Raw genomic sequence first — 19,511 nt, 5'->3', positions numbered from 1 at the left:
GCGGTGGCTAGGAGGCGTAGGGGTCCGCGATCCCGACGTACTGCGTGTAGAGGTACTCCTCGATGCCCTCGGCGCCGCCCTCGCGCCCGAGGCCGGAGTGCTTCACCCCGCCGAAGGGCGCCGCGGCATTCGACACGACGCCGGCGTTGAGGCCCAGCATGCCCGTGTCCAACCGCTCGCCGATGCGCAGCCCGCGGTTCAGGTCGCGCGTGTAGACGTAGGCCACCAGGCCGTACTCGGTGTCATTGGCGAGGTCCACCGCCTCGTCCTCCGTGGCGAAGGTGATGATGGGCGCCACGGGGCCGAAGATCTCCTCCTGCATGATGCGCGCGGTCCGCGGGACGTCCTTCAGCACGGTGGCCTGGTAGAAGTAGCCGTCCCCGGTGACGGTCTCGCCGCCGGTCACCTTCTGGGCGCCGTCGCCGACGGCGGCGGTGACGAGCTCGTGCACCTTGTCCCGGCTCTTCCGGTCGATCAGCGGGCCGAGCTTGGAGGCATCCTCGGTGCCGCGCGCCGGGGTCATGCCCTCCATGCGCTCGGCGAACGCCGCCGCGAAACGGTCCGCCACGGATTCGTGCACGATGAACCGGTTGGCCGCGGTGCAGGCCTCCCCCATGTTGCGCAGCTTCGCGAGCATCGCGCCGTCCACGGCGGCGTCGAGGTCCGCGTCCTCGAACACGAGGAACGGCGCGTTGCCGCCGAGTTCCATGGACGTCCTCAGCACGTTCTTCGACGCCGCGGCCAGCAGGCTCCGGCCCACGGGCGTGGATCCCGTGAAGGAGAGCTTGCGCAGGCGCGGGTCCTCGATGAGCGGCCCGGTCACGTCGCCCGCCGTCGTCGTGTTGACGATGTTCAGGACGCCGTCGGGGAGGCCCGCCTCCTGCAGGACGGTCGCGAACAGCGAGGACGTCATGGGCGTGAGGTTCGCGGGCTTGAGCACCATGGTGCAGCCCGCGGCGATCGCGGGGGCGATCTTGCGGGTGGCCATGGCCAGCGGGAAGTTCCACGGCGTGATGAGCAGGCAGGGCCCCACGGGCTTCTTGCTCACGAGCAGCCGGGACCTGCCGTCGGGGGACGTGGAGTAGCGGCCGGAGGCGCGGACGGACTCCTCCGAGAACCAGCGCAGGAACTCCGCGCCGTAGGTGACCTCGCCGCGCGCCTCGGCCAGCGGCTTGCCCATCTCGAGGGTCATCAGCAGGGCGAACTCGTCGGCGCGTGCGGTGACCATGTCGAAGGCCCTGCGCAGGATCTCGCCGCGCTCGCGAGGAGCGGTCCGGGCCCATGCGGCCTGGGCTCCGACCGCCGCATCCAGGGCTGCCATCCCGTCCTCGGGCGTGGCGTCGGAGAGGGTCCTCAGGGTGCGGCCGGTGGCGGGGTCCTCGACGTCGAACGTGGCCCCGGACGACGATGCCCGCCACTGTCCGCCGATGAAGAGCCCCGTGGGCACCTTGTCGAGTACTGCCTTCTCCTGGTCGGCGGTCACGGCCATGCTGAGCTCCTTCGCGAGAATCCTGGGGTTCGGGGGCGTCCCGAGACATCCCGCCCACGCTAGACCCGGCGGCGAAGGGGTGTCCAGTGAGGCCTGCACTCCCGGCAGGCGCTTGCGTTGGACGAATGCACAGGCCCGCCGCGGTCAGCGCGCAGCGATCACCGCGGCGTACAACTCCCGCTTGCTGACCCGGCTCTCGGCCGACACGGCCGCGACGGCGTCCTTGAGCCGCATGCCGCCGTCGATCAGCGCGTTGACGCTCCCGACGTGGTCCTCGGGGCGGGAGGGCGCCGCCTCGGGCGCACCGGCGACGACGACGGCGATCTCGCCCCGGACTTCGCCGGCCTGCGCCCACTGGAGGAGCTCGAGGAGGGAGCCCCGGATCACCTGCTCGTGCACCTTGGTGAGCTCGCGCGCCACGGCCGCGGGACGCTCGGAGCCGAAGGCCTGCTGCAGGGAGCGCAGCATCGCCTCGAGCCGGTGGGGTGCCTCGAAGAACACCATCGTGCGCCGCTCCGACGCGAGGTCGGCCAGGCGTCCGGTCCGCAGGCCCGGCTTTCGGGGCAGGAAGCCCTCGAAGCAGAAACGGTCGGTGGGCAGGCCGGAGAGGGCGAGCGCCGCGAGGACGGCGGACGCCCCGGGCACCGCCGTGAGGTCGAGGCCCTCGGCGATGGCCGCTTCCACGAGGCGGTAGCCGGGATCCGACACCGAGGGCATCCCGGCGTCCGTCACCATCAGGAGGGTGGCTCCCCCACGCACCAGCTCGAGGAGCTCCGGCGTGCGCTCGGTCTCGTTGTGCTCGTGGTAGCTGATGACCCGGCCGGTCACGGTCACGCCGAGTGCCTGCACGAGCCGGTGCAGGCGGCGGGTGTCCTCGGCCGCGACCACGTCCGCGGCGTGGAGCAGGCCGATCAGGCGTTCGGTGGCGTCACCCATGTTGCCGATCGGGGTCGCGGCCAGGACGATCCGCCCGCGGCCGCTGCCGTCGCCCGCCGTGCCGCGGTAGGCGGTGCGGAGGGTGCGGGCTTCCTGGCCGCCGGGCTCTCCGTCGTCGGGCGTCTCCCCGGGGGCCTGCGGGTCCTGTGCGTCCTCGTACCCGGCGTCGTGCGCGAGCGCGTCCTCGCCGTTGACGGCGTCGTCGTGCGTGTCCGGGGCGTCGTGTGGCTGATTCACCGCACCAGCCTAGCCGCCGCCCCGTGGACCGCCGGCCCGGGACATCAGGTGCGAGACGTCCACACCGGGCGTCCACCGCCTCGCCCCGTCGCCCTGCGGCGGACCCCGAGCGACCGGCCTCCGGAGGTCCCGGGCCCGTCCGGGCACCGCCGGTAGCATGACAGGGTGAGCCACACCGCCGTCCAGCCCCGACGGGACAGTCCCCAGCCGGGCGGATCCTGGATCGTCGCTCCAGCGCAGGCCTTCACGCGGGCGGACCTCACCTCCCGCCTCCTCGGCGCCGCAGCCCCCGGCGGACCGCTGCGCTGGCTCCTGCCGCTCGCCATGGCGGTGCTCGGCGGGATCCTGCGGTTCGTACGCCTCGGCGAGCCCGGGTCGCTCGTCTTCGACGAGACCTACTACGTCAAGGACGCCTACTCCCTGCTGCAGTCGGGCTACGAGCGCGAGTGGCCCGAGAACGCCAACGACTCCTTCAATGCTGGCAACCCCGACGTCCTGCTGGACACCCCGGACTACGTGGTGCATCCGCCGGTCGGCAAATGGATGATCGCGTTCGGCATGCTCCTCTTCGGCTCCGACAACGCCTTCGGCTGGCGCTTCTCCGCGGCCGCCATCGGCACCCTCTCGGTCCTCCTGCTCGCCCTCGTGGCCCAGCGCATGTTCGGCTCGGCCCTGCTCGGCGCCGCGGCAGGGCTCCTCCTCGCCATCGACGGCCACCACCTCGTGGAATCGCGGACGTCGCTGCTGGACATCTTCCTGAGCTTCTGGCTGCTCGCCGCGTTCGCCGCACTGCTCCTCGACCGCGACGACGGCAGGCAGCGCCTGGCGCGGCGCCTCGCTGCCCGGGCGGGCGACGGCGGTCCTCCGCCACCGGCGCGGCTGACGTACGGGCCCTTCCTCGGCTTCCGCGCCTGGCGCCTCGTGGCCGGCATCTGTCTCGGGCTCGCCGTCGGCACCAAGTGGTCCGCCCTTCCGTTCATCGCCGCCTTCGGCCTCCTGACGGTCGCCTGGGACATGAGCGCGCGCCGGATCGCCGGCGTGCACCGCTGGTTCCTCGCGGGCGCCCTCAAGGACGGGCTGCCGGCGTTCCTGTGCATCGTCCCGGTGGCCGCTCTGACCTACCTCGGTACGTGGACGGGATGGTTCCGCTCGGAGGACGCCTACGACCGCACGTGGGCCGAGCGGAACCCGTCGGAGCAGTGGGGATGGCTCCCGGACGGGCTGCGCTCGCTCGCCGAGTACCACCGGAGCGCGTTCAGCTTCCACCAGGGCCTGTCCTCGGACCATCCGTACGAGGCCAGCGCCTGGTCCTGGCTCGTCATGGGACGGCCGACGTCGTTCTTCTACGAGAAGCCCGCCGGCTGCGACGCCGAGGCCTGCTCACAGGCCGTGACGGTCCTCGGTAATCCGCTCATCTGGTGGAGTGCGGCGCTGTCCCTGCTCGTGCTCGTGTTCTTCTGGCTCGGCCGCCGCGACTGGCGCGCCGCCGCCATCCTGACCGGCGTCGCGGCGGGCTACCTGCCATGGTTCCTGTACCCGGAGCGCACCACCTTCTACTTCTACGCCGTGGCCTTCGAACCGTTCCTCGTCCTGGCCCTGGTCTACTGCCTCGGCCTCGTGCTGGGCGGACCGGGCGCGGACAGCGCCCGCCGCAGAGGGGGTATCGTGCTGGTGGGGGTCTTCCTGGCCGCTGCCGTGGCGCTGTCCGCCTATTTCCTGCCCATCTGGACGGCGGAGATCATCCCCTACGACCAGTGGCGCATGCGCATGTGGCTGCGGAGCTGGATCTAGGGCCGAGGCCCACCCGAACCCCCTGGAACGAAAGCGAGCACTGGTGCGCGAAGCCATCACGGAACTGCTGGTCCGCCTCCCGGCGACCGGCAACACCACGGACCTGCTCCTGCAGACCCATGACGCCGATCCGGCGCGTGCGCTGTACGCGGTGCGGTCCGAGGGACGGTGGCGGGACGTCCCGGCCGCGGAGTTCCTCCGGCAGGTGACATCGCTGGCCAAAGGGCTGGTGGCCCAGGGCGTGCAGCCGGGCGACACCGTCGCAGTGATGTCCAGGACGCGCTACGAGTGGACACTCGCCGACGTCGCCATCTGGTTCGCCGGAGCGGTGACCGTGCCGATCTACGAGACCTCCTCCGCCCATCAGGTGGCCTGGATCCTCGAGGACGCCCAGCCCGCCGTCGTCTTCGTGGAGGACCAGGGGAAGGCCGACGTCGTCCTCGATGCCGCTGCCCGCGCCGGCCGGACCGGGACGACCACCGTGGTCCACCTCACCGGCGGAGGCGTCGACGGGACCGCGACCGTCGCGTCGCTCTCCGCCTCGGGCGCGGCCGTCTCCGACGGTGCGCTGGAGACGGCGCGGACCTCCCGCGGCCTCGCCGACGCCGCGTCCATCGTCTACACCTCGGGCACCACGGGCCGGCCGAAGGGCTGCGTCATCACCCACGGAAACTTCGCGCTGTTCGCGGTGAACACCCTGGAGTTCCTGCCCGAGTTCCTGAAGCAGGAGAACGCCCGCACGCTCATGTTCCTGCCCCTCGCACACGTCCTGGCGCGTGCCGTGCAGGTGGTGTGCTTCACGGGGGGCATCAAGCTGGCGCACTCCGGCTCCGCGGCACAGCTGCTCGAGGACCTCACGACCTTCCGGCCGACCTTCCTCCTCGCCGTCCCCCGGATCTTCGAGAAGATCCACGCGACGGCGGGGCGGCGGGCCGCCGAGGCCGGCAAGGGGCGCCTGTTCGCGGCAGCGGAGCGGACCGCCGTCGCCTACTCGCAGGCCGTCGACGCCCGGGGACGGGGCGGTCGCGGACCCTCGCCGGTCCTGCGCGCGTCGCACGCCGTCTTCGACCGCCTCGTCTACCCCCGGCTGCGCGGCGTGTTCGGCGGCGAGGTCACCTACACGGTGTCCGGTGCCAGTCCGCTCAGCGAGCACCTGGCCCATTTCTTCCGGGGTGCGGGCATCCTCGTCCAGGAGGGCTACGGACTCACGGAGAGCACGGCGCCCTGCACCGTGAACACCGTGTCCCTGACCCGCGTGGGCTCCGTGGGCATCCCCATGCCCGGCATGAGCGTGAGGCTCGACGACGACGGCGAGGTCCAGGTGAAGGGGGCGGCGGTCTTCGCCGGCTACCACCGCAACGACGAGGCGACGGCCGCGGCCTTCACCGCCGACGGGTACTTCCGCACGGGCGACATCGGGTCGCTCGACGAGGACGGGTTCCTGACCATCACCGGCCGCAAGAAGGACATCCTCGTCACCGCCGGCGGCAAGAACGTGGCGCCCGGCCCGCTCGAGGAGAAGCTCCGGGAGAACGTGCTCGTCTCACAGGCCGTGGTGGTCGGCGAGGGCAGGCCCTTCATCGCGGCACTCATCAGCCTGGACCGCGAGACCCTCGGCCCGTGGGCCGCAGCGCACGGGAAGCCGGGACTGACCCCGGCGGAGGCCGCGCGCGACGCCGACGTCCTGGCCGAACTGCAGGCCGCGGTCGACGCCGCGAACGCGACCGTCTCGCAGGCCGAGCAGATCCGGCGGTTCACGGTGCTGGACGTCGAGTTCACGGTCGAGTCCGGGCACCTGACGCCTACCCTGAAGCTGAAGCGGGCCGCCGTCGTCGCGGACCACGAAAACGCGCTGGGCGAGCTGTACGGCGCGGGGCGGTAGGGCCGCTAGGAGGCGTCGAGCGCCTCGCGGTACCGCGCCTGGGCGGCGTCCTGGGCCAGCATCGACCGCTCGCGCCGGGCCCTGGTGGGCCAGGTGAGGATGAGCGTGAGCACGGTCGCCGCGAGCACGAGCACCGCGACGGTGATGGCGGAGTCCGTCCAGAACTGCTCCGGGAACAGGCGGATCAGCGTGTCGTCCGCCCGGAAGGTCCAGGTGCCGTCGGCGAAGAACAGCGCATGCACCTGCGTGAAGAAGGTCTGCCATGCGAGCACGGCGAGGACGGTCAGGGCGACGATGCCCACCAGCGTCAGGACCGCACCGGCGAACAGCGCCCGCCTGATGCCGCCCTTGTACCGCCGGGCGAGGTAGACGCACGCGAGCACCGACAGCACGAACAGCACCAGCGCGATGAAGAAGGACAGCCCGAGCACGCCCTTCACGTCCGCCATGTGCCCCACCTCGGACTCGAGGAACAGGGGCTCCCCCTCGGGCGTGACCAGGCCGCCCAGGTAGCGCGGCGGCGCGAAGTTCAGCACGTAGTCGAGGGCGTAGGATCCGTAGGTCATGCGGTCGTCGAGCGAGAAGCCGAACCGGTCCGCCGGGAAGCCCGGCCGGTGGTACTCGAGCCAGAGGAACGACGACGTCGCGACGGCACGGACGGCCGCCGCCACCACGATGACGGGGAAGAACAGGGCGACGACGACCTGCAGGAAGCGCGGCAGGACGGGCTTCGCGGCGACTGCCTGATCTCGCACCGCGGCGCGGCGCGCGACGTCCTTGTCCGGGGGACGCACCGAGAGCGCCGCCGTGTCGGTGGACGGTTCGTCCACGCGCGACGACCCCGCATGGCTGCCGCTCGTAGGGAGGGCTGCGACGGGGGATACGGTCACCTCCCCGGTGCGACCCTCGTTCGCCTCGTCCGCGGGTGCACCGTGCGGGTGCTCGTCGCGGGCGGGATCCTCCGTCACCCCGTGCTGGTCCTTCCCGCCGGCGGACGCCTCCGCCTCAGGGTCCTCGGCAGTGCCGTGCGCGGTGGCCTCGGAAGCGGGCGCACCGGAAGCAGTGCTGCCGGCAGAGGTGGCCCCGGCTGCCGTGGCCCCGCCCGTCACGGGCAGCATGCGGGTCGGAGCCCCTCCGGACCTGTCGCCGTCGCCGACCGGGCTGGAAAGGCCGCCGTCGTCCATCGGGCGGACATCGTCGCCGGCCGGGTAGGCACCGTCGTCAGCCCTGTCGGCGGGTTCCTCCGGGTCGTCGGTACCGATGCGCGAGAGGTCGGGCAGGGTTCCCGCCTTCCGCCGGGGGAGGTCGTGGCGCTGGGCGATCCCGGGGACGGAGCCGTCGTCGCGGCTCACCCCGGCAGACGACCCGGCAGCGGACCCGGCGGCGGACGCACCCGCCGCACCGGCAGGGCTCCCGGGCTCGTCCTGCGAACGTGCGCCCGGAACGGATGGACGGGTGCTGTCGGTCTCTGCCACTGCGTTGTCTCCTCGATCGATGCCCGCCGGCGCTGATCCCGGCGTCATTCGACAGTACCGGGCGGACCCACGCCCCCGGGGCAGACACCCCCGGGCACACCGGCGATGCCCGCGCGCCGGCGGACCTCAGGCGGTGACGACGGCGGCGTCCCCCCGGTCGACGACGCTCAGGTCCCCCCGATGCCCGGCTGCGAACGCGCGCCGGCCGAGGATCAGGGTGTACGCCCAGTACGCCGCGAAGACCAGGAATCCGATGGTCAGCCGGAGCCATGGCGGCAGTCCGCTCGGCGTCACGAAGCCCTCGACGAGGCCCGAGACGAGCAGCACCAGCACCAGCCCGAGTGCGACCGTGATGAGGGACCGCCCCTCCTGGGCGAGGGCCACCGACCGCAGCCGGCGTCCCGGCGCCACCCACGCCCAGAAGAGGCGGAGCCCCGCAGCAGTGGCGATGAAGATCGCCGTGAGTTCCATGAAGCCGTGCGGCAGGATGTAGATGAAGAAGACGTCGAGGCGGTCGTAGGACGCCATCATCCCGGCAGCCATGCCGACGCCCTGTGCGTTCTGGTAGAGGATCATCGCGGGCCAGACACCGGTGATCCCGAAGGCGACGGCCTGCAGCGCGATCCAAGCGTTGTTCGTCCACACCAGCCCGGCGAAGGACGCCGCAGGATTCTCCGAGTAGTAGTCGATGAAGTCCTCCTCCACGTAGCGGCGGAGATCCTCGTCCGTGCCGAGTGCCCCGAGGACGCCGGGGGTCTGGACCACCCAGAACCCGTAGAGCGTCGCCACGGCGAGGAAGAGCACACCGACCACCACAGTGAGCAGGCGGACCCGGTAGAAGGCGGCGGGCAGGGAGAACACGAAGAACTGCGCCACGTCCTCCAGGACGTTGGACCTCGCCCCCGTGAAGCGTGTGCGGGCGCGGGACAGGCGTGTGGACAGCGCCCCCGACAGTGCGCTCTCGGGATCGACCGAGCGGATGATGGACAGGTGCGTCGACACGCGCTGGTACAGCGCCAGCAGCTCGTCCGCCTGCGCGCCGTCGAGCCTGCGCCGGGCCACGAGTTCGTCCAGCCGTTGCCAGTCGCTGCGGTGCACTGCGATGAAGGCGTCCACGTCCATGCGCCAACCCTATAGTCCCGTCCCGGCGGCGGGCCGCCCGGCGCGGCCCCGCACCCGGATCACCGGGTGACGTCGCGGCGATAGGCTGGCCCCAGCGCACCAGCAGACCCAGGGGGAGCACATGAGTTCGGTCGTCACCGGCGAGGCAGTCGTCCTCGAGCTCAAGCCGGCCGGCTTCGCCGCGCGCGGGCTGAGCATCATCATCGACGTCGTCGCACAGATCGTCCTCGGGGTGCTGCTGATCCTGCTCGTCGGGAACGTCCTAGGCGGAGTGCTGGACCCGGCGCTCACCGGCGCGCTCCTGCTCGTCCTCGTCGTTCTGCTCTTCGTCGTCGTGCCCGTGACCGTGGAGACCCTCACGCGCGGGAAGTCCCTCGGACGACTGGTCATGGGGCTGCGGATCGTGCGCGACGACGGCGGCGCGATCCGCTTCCGGCACGCCTTCATCCGCGGCATGCTCGCGGTCCTCGAGATCTACATGCTCCTCGGCTCGCTCGCCTTCCTCGTGTCCCTGTTCAACGAGCGGTCCAAGCGCCTCGGGGACCTGCTCGCCGGGACGTACGCCATGCGGGAGCGCGTGGTCGCCAGGCCACGGGCGCTCGCCGTCATGCCCCCGCGCCTGCAGCAGTGGTCGGAGACGGCGGACATCGGCCGCCTGCCCGACGCCCTGGCGCGCAGGATGTCGCAGTTCCTCGCACAGGCTCCGAGGCTCACGCCGCAGGCGCGGCGTGAGCTGTCCCTGGATCTGGCCGCCGAGGCGAGCCACCACGTCTCCCCTCCGCCGCCCCTGGACACCCACCCCGAGGAGTTCCTCCACGCCGTGATGGCGGCGCGCCGCGAGCGTGACTACGCGGCCATGATGCGGCAGCGCGAGCGCACGGAGGCCACAGCGAGAAGGCTCCACACGCTGCCCTTCGGCTAGCGTGCGGAGCCTTCCTGCGAGGATGCGCGGGGGCCGCCCTACGGCTGGTTGACCCACTCGGTCCAGGGCACGTTCCAGTCGCCGAACCCGTCCCAGACGTACATGGGCCCGTAGTCCGTGTTGAGGATCTGCACCACGTCGCCGGGGCCGAAGGTGTTGTAGAAGTACTCCGCCCCCTCGGGCGACATGCCGATGCAGCCGTGCGAGACATTGAAGGAGCCGAGCGCCTCCTGCGCCGCCGGCAGCGCCTCGTGGACGAACGCGCCGCCGTTGCTGAGCCGGCTCGCGTGGTTCACGACCGTCGGCGGGTAGTACGCGGGATCGCCGGGCTCGAGCCCGATGGACTCCGCCGTGAACCGGGTGGTCTCGTAGTGCTCCATGACCACCATGTACCCCTCGGTGGAGGGCCAGTCCTCGGTGCCGAGGGTGACGGGGAACGTCCTGTCCAGCCTGCCGTCCAGGTAGACGTTCATGGTCTTGGTCGCATTGTCGACGACGGCGAGGCGCGTGTTGTGCGTCTTCACGGTCATCGTCCGGTCGGCGTTGCCGATCATGCCGTTGCCGAAATCGACGCCGAACAGGTTGGCGTCGACCGTGATGGTGCTGTTCGGGGCCCAGAACGTCTCGGGACGGTAGCGGACCTTCGTCTCGGACAGCCAGTAGAAGGCGCCGGGCTGGCCGCTGGTGCTGGTGACGGTGATGGCCTCCTCCACCGCGTCCCGGTCGGTGACGGGTTCGCTGAACCTGAACTCGAGCGGCTGGCCCGTGCCCACGGTGCTGCCGTCGAGCGGGAACATGGAGGCGTCGGCCTCGTTCGCGGGCTGGACGGTCGTGAAGGTCGAGGTCTTGCGCTGCGCCTGGCCCACGGAGTCGAGCACGGTGTAGGAGAAGGTGTACTCGGTGTCGAAGGCGAGGCGGTCGCTGGCGGTCCAGGTGGTGCCGTCGGCCGAGATGGTGCCCTCGACCGGCGTGCCGCCCGCGCTCGGAGCGAGCTCGACGGCGTCCAGCGTGGCACCCTCCACCCTGACGGCCGCGACGGTGGCCGGGTTGACGGCATAGGCCCGATCCGTGGGGGTGACGCCCACGGCCACGTCGGCGGGAGGAGGCTGCGTCGCTGTCGCGTCCGCGCTCGCCCGGGGGTCCGGCTCGGCGGTCGAGGGGGCGGGCGACTGGCTGGGCGACGGCGCGGATGATGCCGCGTCGTCCCAGGGCGATGCCGTGGCGATCCCCACGCCTCCACCGATCACGACGACGGCCGCGCTCCCGATGGCCGCGATCTTCCAGCCTTTCCGGTGCGCCGCGGCCCTGCCCGACTCCTGCTTCATGCGCATGTCCCCACCCCTCATGTGACTGCTTCTGTGCGATGGTACGCGACGGGGCCGATGCCGTGGTGCAGGCGGCGGACGATGTCCTACAACGATCCGGCCACTGCCGGCAGCCCGGCGGGATACCTGCAGCGGCCGGGGAACCGGGGCCCGGTTGCGCCTAGTAGCGGTACTGCTCGGACTTGTACGGACCGGCGACGTCGATGTCGAGGTACTCGGCCTGGCCCTTGGTGAGCTCCGTCAGTTCCACACCGAGGGCGTCGAGGTGCAGGCGCGCCACCTTCTCGTCGAGCATCTTCGGCAGCACGTACACCTCGTTCTCGTACTCGCGGTTGCCCTCGGCGTCCTCCTGCTCGAACTTCGTGTACAGCTCGATCTGCGCGATGGTCTGGTTCGCGAAGGAGTTGCTCATGACGAACGAGGGGTGTCCGGTGGCGTTGCCGAGGTTCAGGAGGCGGCCCTCGGAGAGCATGATGATCGAGTGCTGCTCCACGCCGTCGGCCTCGGCGGCAGGGATGACCCACTCGTGGACCTGCGGCTTGATCTCGATCTTCTCGACGCCGGGGATGCGGGCGAGGCCCGCGATGTCGATCTCGTTGTCGAAGTGGCCGATGTTCCCGACGATCGCCTGGTGCTTCATGCCCGCCATGTGGCGGGCCATGATGACGTCCTTGTTGCCGGTGGTGGTGATGAAGATGTCGCCCTGGGCGAGCACCGTCTCGAGCTTGGCCACCTGGTAGCCGTCCATGGCGGCCTGCAGCGCGCAGATGGGGTCGATCTCGGTGACGATCACGCGGGCGCCCTGGCCGCGCAGCGCCTCGGCCGCGCCCTTGCCGACGTCGCCGTAGCCGCACACGACGGCCACCTTGCCGCCGATGAGGACGTCCGTGGCCCGGTTCAGTCCGTCGGGCAGGGAATGCCGGATGCCGTACTTGTTGTCGAATTTGGACTTCGTGACGGAGTCGTTGACGTTGATCGCCGGGAACAGGAGCTTGCCCTGGGCGGCGAGCTGGTACAGGCGGTGCACGCCCGTCGTCGTCTCCTCGGTGACACCCTTGATGCCGGCCGCGATGGTCGTCCACTTCTGCGGCTCGGACCCGATCGTGGACCGCAGGGTGTCGAGGAACACCGTGTACTCGTGGGAGTAGTCGGCGTCGCCCTCCTGCGGGTCGGCCGGCACCGCTCCGAGCGCCTCGAACTCCGCGCCCTTGTGCACGAGCATCGTGGCGTCGCCGCCGTCGTCGAGGATCATGTTGGGGCCGAGGCCCTCGGCCTGACCGGGCCATGTGAGGATCTGCGTGGCGGTCCACCAGTAGTCCTCGAGCGACTCGTTCTTCCAGGCGAAGACGGGTACGCCCGCGGGCTCCTCGACGGTGCCGTTGCCCACGACGACGGCGGCCGCTGCCTCGTCCTGGGTGGAGAAGATGTTGCAGGAGGCCCAGCGGATCTCGGCACCGAGCGCGGTGAGCGTCTCGATGAGGACGGCCGTCTGCACCGTCATGTGGAGCGACCCGGCGATGCGGGCACCGGCGAGGGGCTGGGCATCGGCGTACTCGCGGCGCAGGGCCATGAGCCCTGGCATCTCGTGCTCCGCGAGGCGGATCTGGTGGCGTCCTGCCTCCGCGAGGGAGAGGTCGGCGACTTTGTGGTCGAACATGATGATGGTCCTAGCTGTGGTTCGTAGGCTTCGGGGAGATACGGGGCGCTCGGCCTTCAGGGGGTGGGAGCGGCACCGTCGAGGACTTCGGCGCGCAGGAGCACCGGGATGCCCTCGTCGAGACCGTAGGTCAGGGGCCGGCCGTCGGGTCCGGGGGCCGACGACCGCAGGACGGCGCCGTCCTGGACGAGCTTCGACCCCGTGACGGGACAACGCAGGACATCGAGCAGCTGTGCGGGGAGGTTCGCCATGGGGGAGGCTTTCGCGCTGAGAGGGACGGTGATTCCGCCTCCAAGTCTAGCGCGGGGAGGCTCGCCGGCCCGACGTCACGCCCGTCCTCGTGCGGGGTACTGCGGGGTCAGGGCTCGGGCAGGATCCGCAGGTGCCCTCGCCGCGCACCCGGGACGCCGGCCGGAGGCTCCATGGGCGCCTTGCTGCCACGTCTGGCCACGGCGGGCTGCTCCGTCGACGGTTCCGCTGCCGCTTCCCGCACGGCGTCGGCCAGCGCCAGGAGGTCGTCCGAATTGTGCTCCGGTGCTGCGTCGGGCAGCGTCAGACGGACCACTTCCCAGCCGCGGGGCACCGTCAGCCGTTCGGCGTGCACGGCGCACAGGTCGTAGGTGTGGGGTTCGGCGTAGGTCGCGAGCGGGCCGAGGACAGCCGTCGAGTCCGCGTAGACATAGGTGAGGGTGGCCACCGCCGGCCGCTGGCAGGCGGATCTGGAGCATTGACGGAGTGATCCCACGATCGGCAAGCCTACCGGCCTTCGGCTCCCCCGTCCCGCAGGACGCGCACGCGGCGCCCGGCGCATCCTCCCCGCCCCTTCCGGGAGTGCGGCAGCAGGGCACAAGGCTTAGAGTCTTTACATGCAGGATGCTTCCACGTTCTCGGTCAGGCTGACCGATCCCACGTCAGCGGAGGGTAGCCCGGCACGGTCGTTCTACGAACGGCGACGCAACCGCCGGGGACGGGGCATGCGCGGCGAGCTCCTTCCCGCGCACCTGCCGGGCTCCCGGTCCAGGTCCGAGCAGTTCGACGACTGGGTGATGGAGTCCGCGCAGCGGCTCGAACGCCTGTGGGGCGAACGCATCCAGGACCTGCAGATCGTGGTGCAGGAGATCCCCGACGGCCTCGAGGACATGACGTCCGAGACGCTCCGCGGACTCCTCGGCTCCAGCTCCCCCGCCGCGCCCGGCAAGCCCGCCGTCATCACCATCTACCGCCATCCTGTGCTCATGGCGGCCCGGTCCGTCCTGCCGGTCAACGAGCTCGTGCACGACGTCGTCGTCGAACAGACCGCGGAGATCATGGGCCTCGCGCCCGAGGTGGTGGATCCGGCCTACGGCCGCTCCCAGGCCTGATCCCGAGCTCGGCGCGCCCGCAGCAGCGCGCGGAGAGCCCCCGGGCCCGAGCACCGCGGCCCGTCACGTCATGTCACGTCACTGCCGACGCAGGGCCGTCCCGGAACGGCGGGGCCGGCTAGTAGCCGAGTTCCACCGGGATGGTCTGCGGACCGGTGGCACCGGCCGGGACGCCCGCCACCGAGATCCCCGCGACCTCCCCCGGAAGCGTCATGACCTGTGCGCCGTAGACGGGATCGCCGGTCGCGTTGATGACGACGCCCGCCGGCGAACTGCCGAGGGAGGAAGCCGGCACGGAGACCGAGGTACCGCCGGCGATGCCGATCACCACGGGGGCGCCGAGCGTCCCGTCCGCGGCGACGGGGGTCAGGGTCACCTCTCCCCTGCCGCTCGGCGCGCCCAGCACCAGCGACACGTCCACGCCCTCGGCCAGGGCCACGGCGTGGTCGGTGCCCAGGCGGACGGCGGAGGGAGCTCCGGCGAAGTCCACCGGCTCGCCGTCGTCGATCCCGCGCGTGACGCGCGCGGCCGCCACCACGGAGACGTCCGAGGTCACGGCGATCGTGTAGCCGCCCTCCGGCAGGGAGGTGAGCGGGAAGGTCGTGACGGCCCCGGCCGCCGCGGTCCCGACTCCCCCGCCGGGCAGCTCGACCTCCCCGTCGGGTCCGTAGACCTTGATGTCCAGCACGGCGTCGCTCGATCCGGGGACGAGCACCTGCAGTTCGGGGGCCGCGGTACCGTAGCCCTCCTGCTCGCGGATACGCTGCGCCGTCGCGGCGTCCTGCACGACGACGCCGGGCACCACCTGCGTGACGCCTGCCGCCGCGCTGGGCGACAGGAACTCGATGCCACCCGGCGTCAGGCCGCGCAGTACGCTCTGCTGGATGACGCCCGTCACCCGCCCGCCGTCGCTGCGGACACGGACGGCCACCCGGTCCAGGTCGCCGGCGAGACCACCGAGGACGATCTGCCGGGTCCCGCCGGGCGCCACGAGCTGGCCCCGCACACCGGCGCGCTCGATACGTCCTTCCGGTCCGTAGAGCTCGAGCGTCACCGTGGCGGGCGTGCCGGTGGGATTGGTCAGGGTGAGGATCGAGGACCGGCCCACGGTCGTCGCCGCCCCCAGCAGCCAGAAGTCGCTCGAGGGCACCTGGCAGCCCGTCGCGGCGAGCCCCCGCAGGTCGCCGTCGGAGGCGGTGTACGTGGAGGTCGCGGCCGCTACCGGGGTGAGGCCGCCCTGGGGCTGTGCGCGGAACAGCGAGGGGGCATCGACGGAGACGTTCCGCGCCACTCCTGCCATCCGGCTGGTCAGCCCGTCCTCACCGCTGCTGGCCGGCGCGTCCGCGCCGAGCGACGCCTCGGGGACGAAGTCCCTGATGGAGGCCAGCGGCGCGCCCCCGCCGGCGGGCAGCAGTCCGCTCCCGGTCAGGGTGGCGCTGAGGTCGCTCAGGACGAGTGCGGCGACCGTGGTCCTCGCCGTCGAGGACGCCGGACCGAACTGCGGGTCGGCGCCGTCACCGGCCGCCTCGAGCAGGCGGGGCGGTGCGGGGCACACCGCGGTGTAGTCGCCGGCCGGCACGGCGGCCGCCGGAACCCGGACGTCGGTGGCGGGGAGCCCGACGAGCGCATCCGTCACGGTCCCGGAGGCGACACCCGCCGTCGCCGCGAGGAGGACCACGCCGGCCGCGACACCGGCGGCGGTCCCGACGCGCGCGCGACGGCGGGCGCCGCTGGTCGCGGCCCTGTCACGGGCCACGGCGCGAGCGGCTACCGCCGCCTCCTCGGCCCCCGACGGCGCGGCGTCCAGTCCCGGGACGACGGCGGCCTCCAAGGACACGCCCGGCTCGTTCTGCTGCCCGGTCTCCCGCTTGCGTCCCCACATCACATCGAGCTGCTTCCACTGGTCACGGGCTGCGGTTCCTCCACGAGGGTCCCGACGCCGTCGTCCGGGCCCGCCGCTGCAGTGGCGGCGGACGGTGTGGGACGCTCCCGGTGCGGCCGGCGCCCGCGCTCGGGCTGGACGATCCGCGGGCGGGACGGGAGGGGGATCGCCAGGAGGACCGTCATCGCGAGGAGGACGCCCTGGACGGCCTCGGCCCAGGGCTGGTACGGACTGACGTAGGACACCGTCACGGTGCCGCCCGCCGCAGGGAGGGCGAAGGCCTGCTGCCACCCGTCCGGGACGGCCTCGAGTTCCTCGCCGTCGAGGGTGGCACGCCAGCCGGCGTCCGCTTCCTCGGCGAGCACGAGGGTCCTGCCGTCCGCTCCGGCGGGGACGGTCCCCTCCGCGGCGATCGCCGAGGAGGGGACGGACGCCTCGGTGCGGCCGTCGGCGTCGACCACCCGCACGCGGGCCGTGCGGTCGCCTGTGTCCTCCGTCCCGTCCTCGAGGGTGGCGGGGGCGACGCGCCACAGGCGCCCGGCGTCGGTATCCCCCACGGCGGTCAGGCCCGGTACGGAACCGATCCGGCCGCTGAGGAAGTCGCCCGCCGATGCTGACTGCTGCAGCACGACGAACCCCACGCCGAGATCGCGCAGGTCGCCGCGCGGATCCGCTCCTGTGGCGCCGACGATCACCGCGACCGTGGTGCGGAGGATCCGCGCCGACTCGGTGTCGTCGGCGAGCACCGGGTCACCGCCCTGCAGCGCGCGTGCGGTGTAGACGGGGTTGAGCGCATCCAGGGTGGTACCGGATCCGCGCATGAGGGACGCCGTCACGGTGTCGTCGTCGTCGACCGTGATGACCAGCGTGCGGGTGCGGTCGGCACCGGTCCCACGGTCTGCGGCGGTGGCGGGCAGCGGGCGTTCGGGCACGGGACCGATGCCTACGGCTGTCCCGAAGTCGTTGGTGCCGGGTTCGGCGTCAGGGGCCACCTCGGCCGGGCTGCCCGGGATGACCACGGGCTCGGCGACCACTGCGGGCGGGCCCGTGACCTCGGGAGCCAGCCACAGGGCGAGGGCGAGCAGCGGGCCGACAGCGAGGACCACCCCGCCTGCGAGGCGGAGGGCTCGGCGTCCGGTCCGCGCAGGAGCGGTCGGTGCGGACCCCTCGGGCCGTCCGGGCAGTCCCGACAGCGCGGCGGCCAGGAGGCAGAGGGAGACGACGGAGACCAGCGGCCCCGGGAACACCCCGATGAGCGAGGCGGCACCCACCGCGACCGGGAAGGCAGGCGCCGCGGCTGCGAAGGCGAGCGCCAGGACGGCGCACAGCCAGAACCGGCGTGCGGCCGAGCCGCTCCTGCGCGGCCGGAACAGGGCGGCGGCGGCGAGCAGGAGGACGGGTCCGCCCACGAGGACGGCGACGGCGAGCGACCAGGGCCCGACACCCAGGAATCCTGCGGCGGCGGGCGGCAGCATCGGGTCGAAGGACACCGGGAATCCGAGGAGCTGCTGCCAGGGGGCGGCCGGGTCGAAGGGCACCGGCGCGCCGGGGTCGCCGAGGATCCCCCGCGGGGAGCGTACCGCGGACACCGCGTACGGCAGGTGGAGCGCCAGCACGGGCACGAGCGCCCACCACAGCGTGCGCGCCCGGCGTCGGCCCACGATGAGCGCGACCACCAGGCTCACCACGATCACCGGGAGCAGGGAGGGCGCGCCCGCCGCGACGACCGCGAGGACCAGTCCCGCGGAGGCACCCGCGGTCCAGCTGCGCGTCCCGTCGACGCCGGGGACGACGATCCCCTCCGGCAGGGCACGCGACGGGAGGCCGGCGCCGACCGCCCGGATGATCCCGAGCAGGGCCAGGGGCAGGAGGATGTGGGCGAGCAGTGCACCGAGACGACCGCTGCCCAGTGCCACCTGGAGGGCGGGTGCCGCTCCCCAGAAGAACGCCGCCCAGAGGCGCAGGCCGCGTGAGCGGGTCAGCGCCCCGGCCGCGATCCAGGCGGACAACCCTGCGAGCGGCAGTGCGCAGACGACCACGACGACGATCATGGTGTTCGCGGACCCCAGCCCGAGCAGGGACAGGAGCCACAGGACGTAGGAGAACGGTGAGCCGTGAGCCGCGACTCCGGTGCCGAGGCCCGTCCACCAGGTCGTCGCACTGGCCCAGATCGCGGCGGGGGTCCCCGCGGCCGGGAGCAGGGCACCGCCGGCCAGGGCACCGGCCCCGATGAGCCGGTGCAGACCCGTGAGGGCCGCGGCGAGGAGCACGACGACGGCCAGGAGCGCACCCGCCCCGACCCACAGGCGGGCGGGCGTGGCGAGGGCCACGAAGTCGTCGTTGCTGTCACCCGACGGGACGTACTCCTCCGCGCCCTGCACCCCGTCGGCGCCCGCCGCGGCACCACGAGAGGTGAACGCATCCACGACCGACCTGCGGTGCGACCAGACCTCCCGCCGGGACGTGATCAGTGGGCGGACGATGGAGCGCGGGCGCTGCCGGCTCCGGGCGGCGGAGCGCCTCGAGCGCAGCAGCTGCAGCGGCCGGGACACCCCGGCGAGGCTGCCCAGGAGCTGCCCGGTGCCGTGGCCCGGGTCCTTGGCCAGGAGGCCGAGCAGGAGCCGTGCCAGTCCTCCCAGCACGGCCCCGACGGCGAGCAGGGGGACGTTCCAGGGCGCTGCGTGCTTGAGCCGGAGGTACACCTCGGCCGCGCGGGCGGCATGCGGGGTGGAGACGGGGTGGGGCCGCGCGGTGGCGTGGCGCATCACGGCGCGCGGCACCACGACCACCCGGTTCCCGGCGAGGCGGTTGCGCCAGCACAGGTCGACGTCGTCGCCGACGCCGTGGAAGGCGGGGTCGAAGCCGTCCAGGGCGTCCCAGGCGTCGCGGCGCACGAGCATGCCGGCGGAGTTGACGGCGAAGACGTCGCTGCGGGCGTCGTACTGGCCCTGGTCGTGCTCGTCCACGTCGATGAGCGTGAGCCGCTCGGCCCACCTGCTGATGGACAGTCCCACGTCCACCAGCTCGCGGCGGTCGTCCCAGGCGACCTGCTTGGCGCCGGCGACGGTCACGGAGGGCGCGCGTTCGACGGCGAGCAGGAGTTCGGCGAGCGCCCCGGGTTCGGGCGCGGAGTCGTCGTGGAGGAACCACAGCCAGTCATGGGCGTCCCCGCCGGCGCCACGGTCGGGGATCTCCGCGACGGCGGTGCGGACCGCTGCACCGAAGCCTGCTCGCGGCGGCGCGCCCACCACGGGACTTCCGGTGGGCAGCTGCAACTGCAGGACGGACGCCGAGGAGTCCGTGGAACCGGTGTCGACGCCGACGCAGAAGTCAGCCCGGCGGGTCTGGCGTTGCAGCGCTTCCAGGGTCTCCGGAAGATACGCGGCGCCGTTGTGGGCTACGACAACGGCGGTGACGCGGAGCGGCAGTCGA

At 72.5% G+C, this 19,511-nt stretch carries 14 protein-coding genes; 4 read left to right on the top strand and 10 right to left on the bottom strand.

Features of this window, described 5'->3' with window-relative positions:
• Positions 1 to 7: 7 nt before the first annotated feature.
• Together ACX80N_RS12995 and rsmI are read right to left on the bottom strand one after the other, a co-directional pair.
• Positions 8 to 1,489 carry an NAD-dependent succinate-semialdehyde dehydrogenase gene (locus tag ACX80N_RS12995; protein ID WP_105031386.1) on the bottom strand — a complete coding sequence of 494 codons (1,482 nt, stop codon included), beginning with the start codon at positions 1,487 to 1,489 and terminating at the stop codon, positions 8 to 10.
• A gap of 144 nt (positions 1,490 to 1,633) precedes the next feature.
• Complete coding sequence (gene rsmI, locus ACX80N_RS12990) at positions 1,634 to 2,455, bottom strand: 16S rRNA (cytidine(1402)-2'-O)-methyltransferase (protein ID WP_459339857.1); 822 nt, start codon at positions 2,453 to 2,455, stop codon at positions 1,634 to 1,636.
• A 531-nt stretch (positions 2,456 to 2,986) separates the two neighbouring features.
• Between rsmI and ACX80N_RS12985 the strand changes: the two genes are divergently transcribed.
• Positions 2,987 to 4,453, top strand: a complete 1,467-nt coding sequence (locus ACX80N_RS12985; protein ID WP_459339856.1) for a dolichyl-phosphate-mannose--protein mannosyltransferase — start codon at positions 2,987 to 2,989, stop codon at positions 4,451 to 4,453.
• 43 nt (positions 4,454 to 4,496) lie between these two features.
• A complete protein-coding gene (locus tag ACX80N_RS12980; protein ID WP_459339730.1) occupies positions 4,497 to 6,335 on the top strand; it encodes an AMP-dependent synthetase/ligase in 1,839 nt (612 codons plus the stop codon).
• 5 nt (positions 6,336 to 6,340) lie between these two features.
• Here the strand turns inward: ACX80N_RS12980 and ACX80N_RS12975 are convergent, their stop codons facing one another.
• On the bottom strand, positions 6,341 to 7,810 hold the full coding sequence (locus ACX80N_RS12975; protein WP_459339729.1) for a TIGR01906 family membrane protein: 1,470 nt from the start codon (positions 7,808 to 7,810) through the stop codon (positions 6,341 to 6,343).
• 126 nt (positions 7,811 to 7,936) lie between these two features.
• Complete coding sequence (locus tag ACX80N_RS12970; RefSeq protein WP_459339728.1) at positions 7,937 to 8,932, bottom strand: stage II sporulation protein M; 996 nt, start codon at positions 8,930 to 8,932, stop codon at positions 7,937 to 7,939.
• 121 nt (positions 8,933 to 9,053) lie between these two features.
• Between ACX80N_RS12970 and ACX80N_RS12965 the strand changes: the two genes are divergently transcribed.
• Positions 9,054 to 9,854: an RDD family protein gene (locus tag ACX80N_RS12965; protein ID WP_459339727.1), complete on the top strand. Its 801-nt coding sequence runs from the start codon at positions 9,054 to 9,056 to the stop codon at positions 9,852 to 9,854.
• Between the two features lie 38 nt (positions 9,855 to 9,892).
• Here ACX80N_RS12965 and ACX80N_RS12960 read toward each other — a convergent pair whose 3' ends face one another.
• The 4 genes from ACX80N_RS12960 to ACX80N_RS12945 all read right to left on the bottom strand — a co-directional run bounded on the left by ACX80N_RS12960 (position 9,893) and on the right by ACX80N_RS12945 (position 13,581).
• Positions 9,893 to 11,185: a L,D-transpeptidase gene (locus tag ACX80N_RS12960; RefSeq protein ID WP_459339726.1), complete on the bottom strand. Its 1,293-nt coding sequence runs from the start codon at positions 11,183 to 11,185 to the stop codon at positions 9,893 to 9,895.
• A gap of 154 nt (positions 11,186 to 11,339) precedes the next feature.
• A complete protein-coding gene (gene ahcY / locus ACX80N_RS12955; RefSeq protein ID WP_459339855.1) occupies positions 11,340 to 12,839 on the bottom strand; it encodes an adenosylhomocysteinase in 1,500 nt (499 codons plus the stop codon).
• 53 nt (positions 12,840 to 12,892) lie between these two features.
• Positions 12,893 to 13,087, bottom strand: coding sequence for a Trm112 family protein (locus tag ACX80N_RS12950; RefSeq protein ID WP_105031643.1), 195 nt, complete (start codon positions 13,085 to 13,087; stop codon positions 12,893 to 12,895).
• A gap of 107 nt (positions 13,088 to 13,194) precedes the next feature.
• Positions 13,195 to 13,581: a DUF3499 domain-containing protein gene (locus tag ACX80N_RS12945; protein WP_105031642.1), complete on the bottom strand. Its 387-nt coding sequence runs from the start codon at positions 13,579 to 13,581 to the stop codon at positions 13,195 to 13,197.
• 121 nt (positions 13,582 to 13,702) lie between these two features.
• Here ACX80N_RS12945 and ACX80N_RS12940 point away from each other — a divergent pair, with 121 nt between their 5' ends.
• Positions 13,703 to 14,197, top strand: coding sequence for a metallopeptidase family protein (locus ACX80N_RS12940; RefSeq protein ID WP_459339725.1), 495 nt, complete (start codon positions 13,703 to 13,705; stop codon positions 14,195 to 14,197).
• A gap of 118 nt (positions 14,198 to 14,315) precedes the next feature.
• Here ACX80N_RS12940 and ACX80N_RS12935 read toward each other — a convergent pair whose 3' ends face one another.
• Together ACX80N_RS12935 and ACX80N_RS12930 are read right to left on the bottom strand one after the other, a co-directional pair.
• Positions 14,316 to 16,079 (bottom strand): DUF5719 family protein, encoded by a 1,764-nt coding sequence (locus ACX80N_RS12935; RefSeq protein WP_459339854.1) that lies wholly within the window; start codon positions 16,077 to 16,079, stop codon positions 14,316 to 14,318.
• Positions 16,079 to 19,507: a glycosyltransferase gene (locus ACX80N_RS12930; protein WP_459339853.1), complete on the bottom strand. Its 3,429-nt coding sequence runs from the start codon at positions 19,505 to 19,507 to the stop codon at positions 16,079 to 16,081. Before ACX80N_RS12930 ends, ACX80N_RS12935 begins: the two co-directional genes overlap by 1 nt.
• Between the last annotated feature and the right edge of the window lie 4 nt (positions 19,508 to 19,511).

The organism is Arthrobacter sp. MDT2-16, assembly GCF_054510925.1.
Note: the sequence above shows the minus strand (reverse complement) of the source record. Positions and strands in the feature narration are given on the sequence as shown.

Coding starts and splice junctions, on each gene's coding strand:
- ACX80N_RS12995 (WP_105031386.1), bottom strand. CDS start 1,489: ATGGCCGTGACCGCCGACCAGGAGAAGGCAGTACTCGACAAGGTGCCC.
- ACX80N_RS12985 (WP_459339856.1), top strand. CDS start 2,987: ATGGCGGTGCTCGGCGGGATCCTGCGGTTCGTACGCCTCGGCGAGCCC.
- ACX80N_RS12970 (WP_459339728.1), bottom strand. CDS start 8,932: ATGGACGTGGACGCCTTCATCGCAGTGCACCGCAGCGACTGGCAACGG.
- ACX80N_RS12965 (WP_459339727.1), top strand. CDS start 9,054: ATGAGTTCGGTCGTCACCGGCGAGGCAGTCGTCCTCGAGCTCAAGCCG.
- ACX80N_RS12960 (WP_459339726.1), bottom strand. CDS start 11,185: ATGCGCATGAAGCAGGAGTCGGGCAGGGCCGCGGCGCACCGGAAAGGC.
- ACX80N_RS12950 (WP_105031643.1), bottom strand. CDS start 13,087: ATGGCGAACCTCCCCGCACAGCTGCTCGATGTCCTGCGTTGTCCCGTC.
- ACX80N_RS12940 (WP_459339725.1), top strand. CDS start 13,703: ATGCAGGATGCTTCCACGTTCTCGGTCAGGCTGACCGATCCCACGTCA.
- ACX80N_RS12935 (WP_459339854.1), bottom strand. CDS start 16,079: ATGTGGGGACGCAAGCGGGAGACCGGGCAGCAGAACGAGCCGGGCGTG.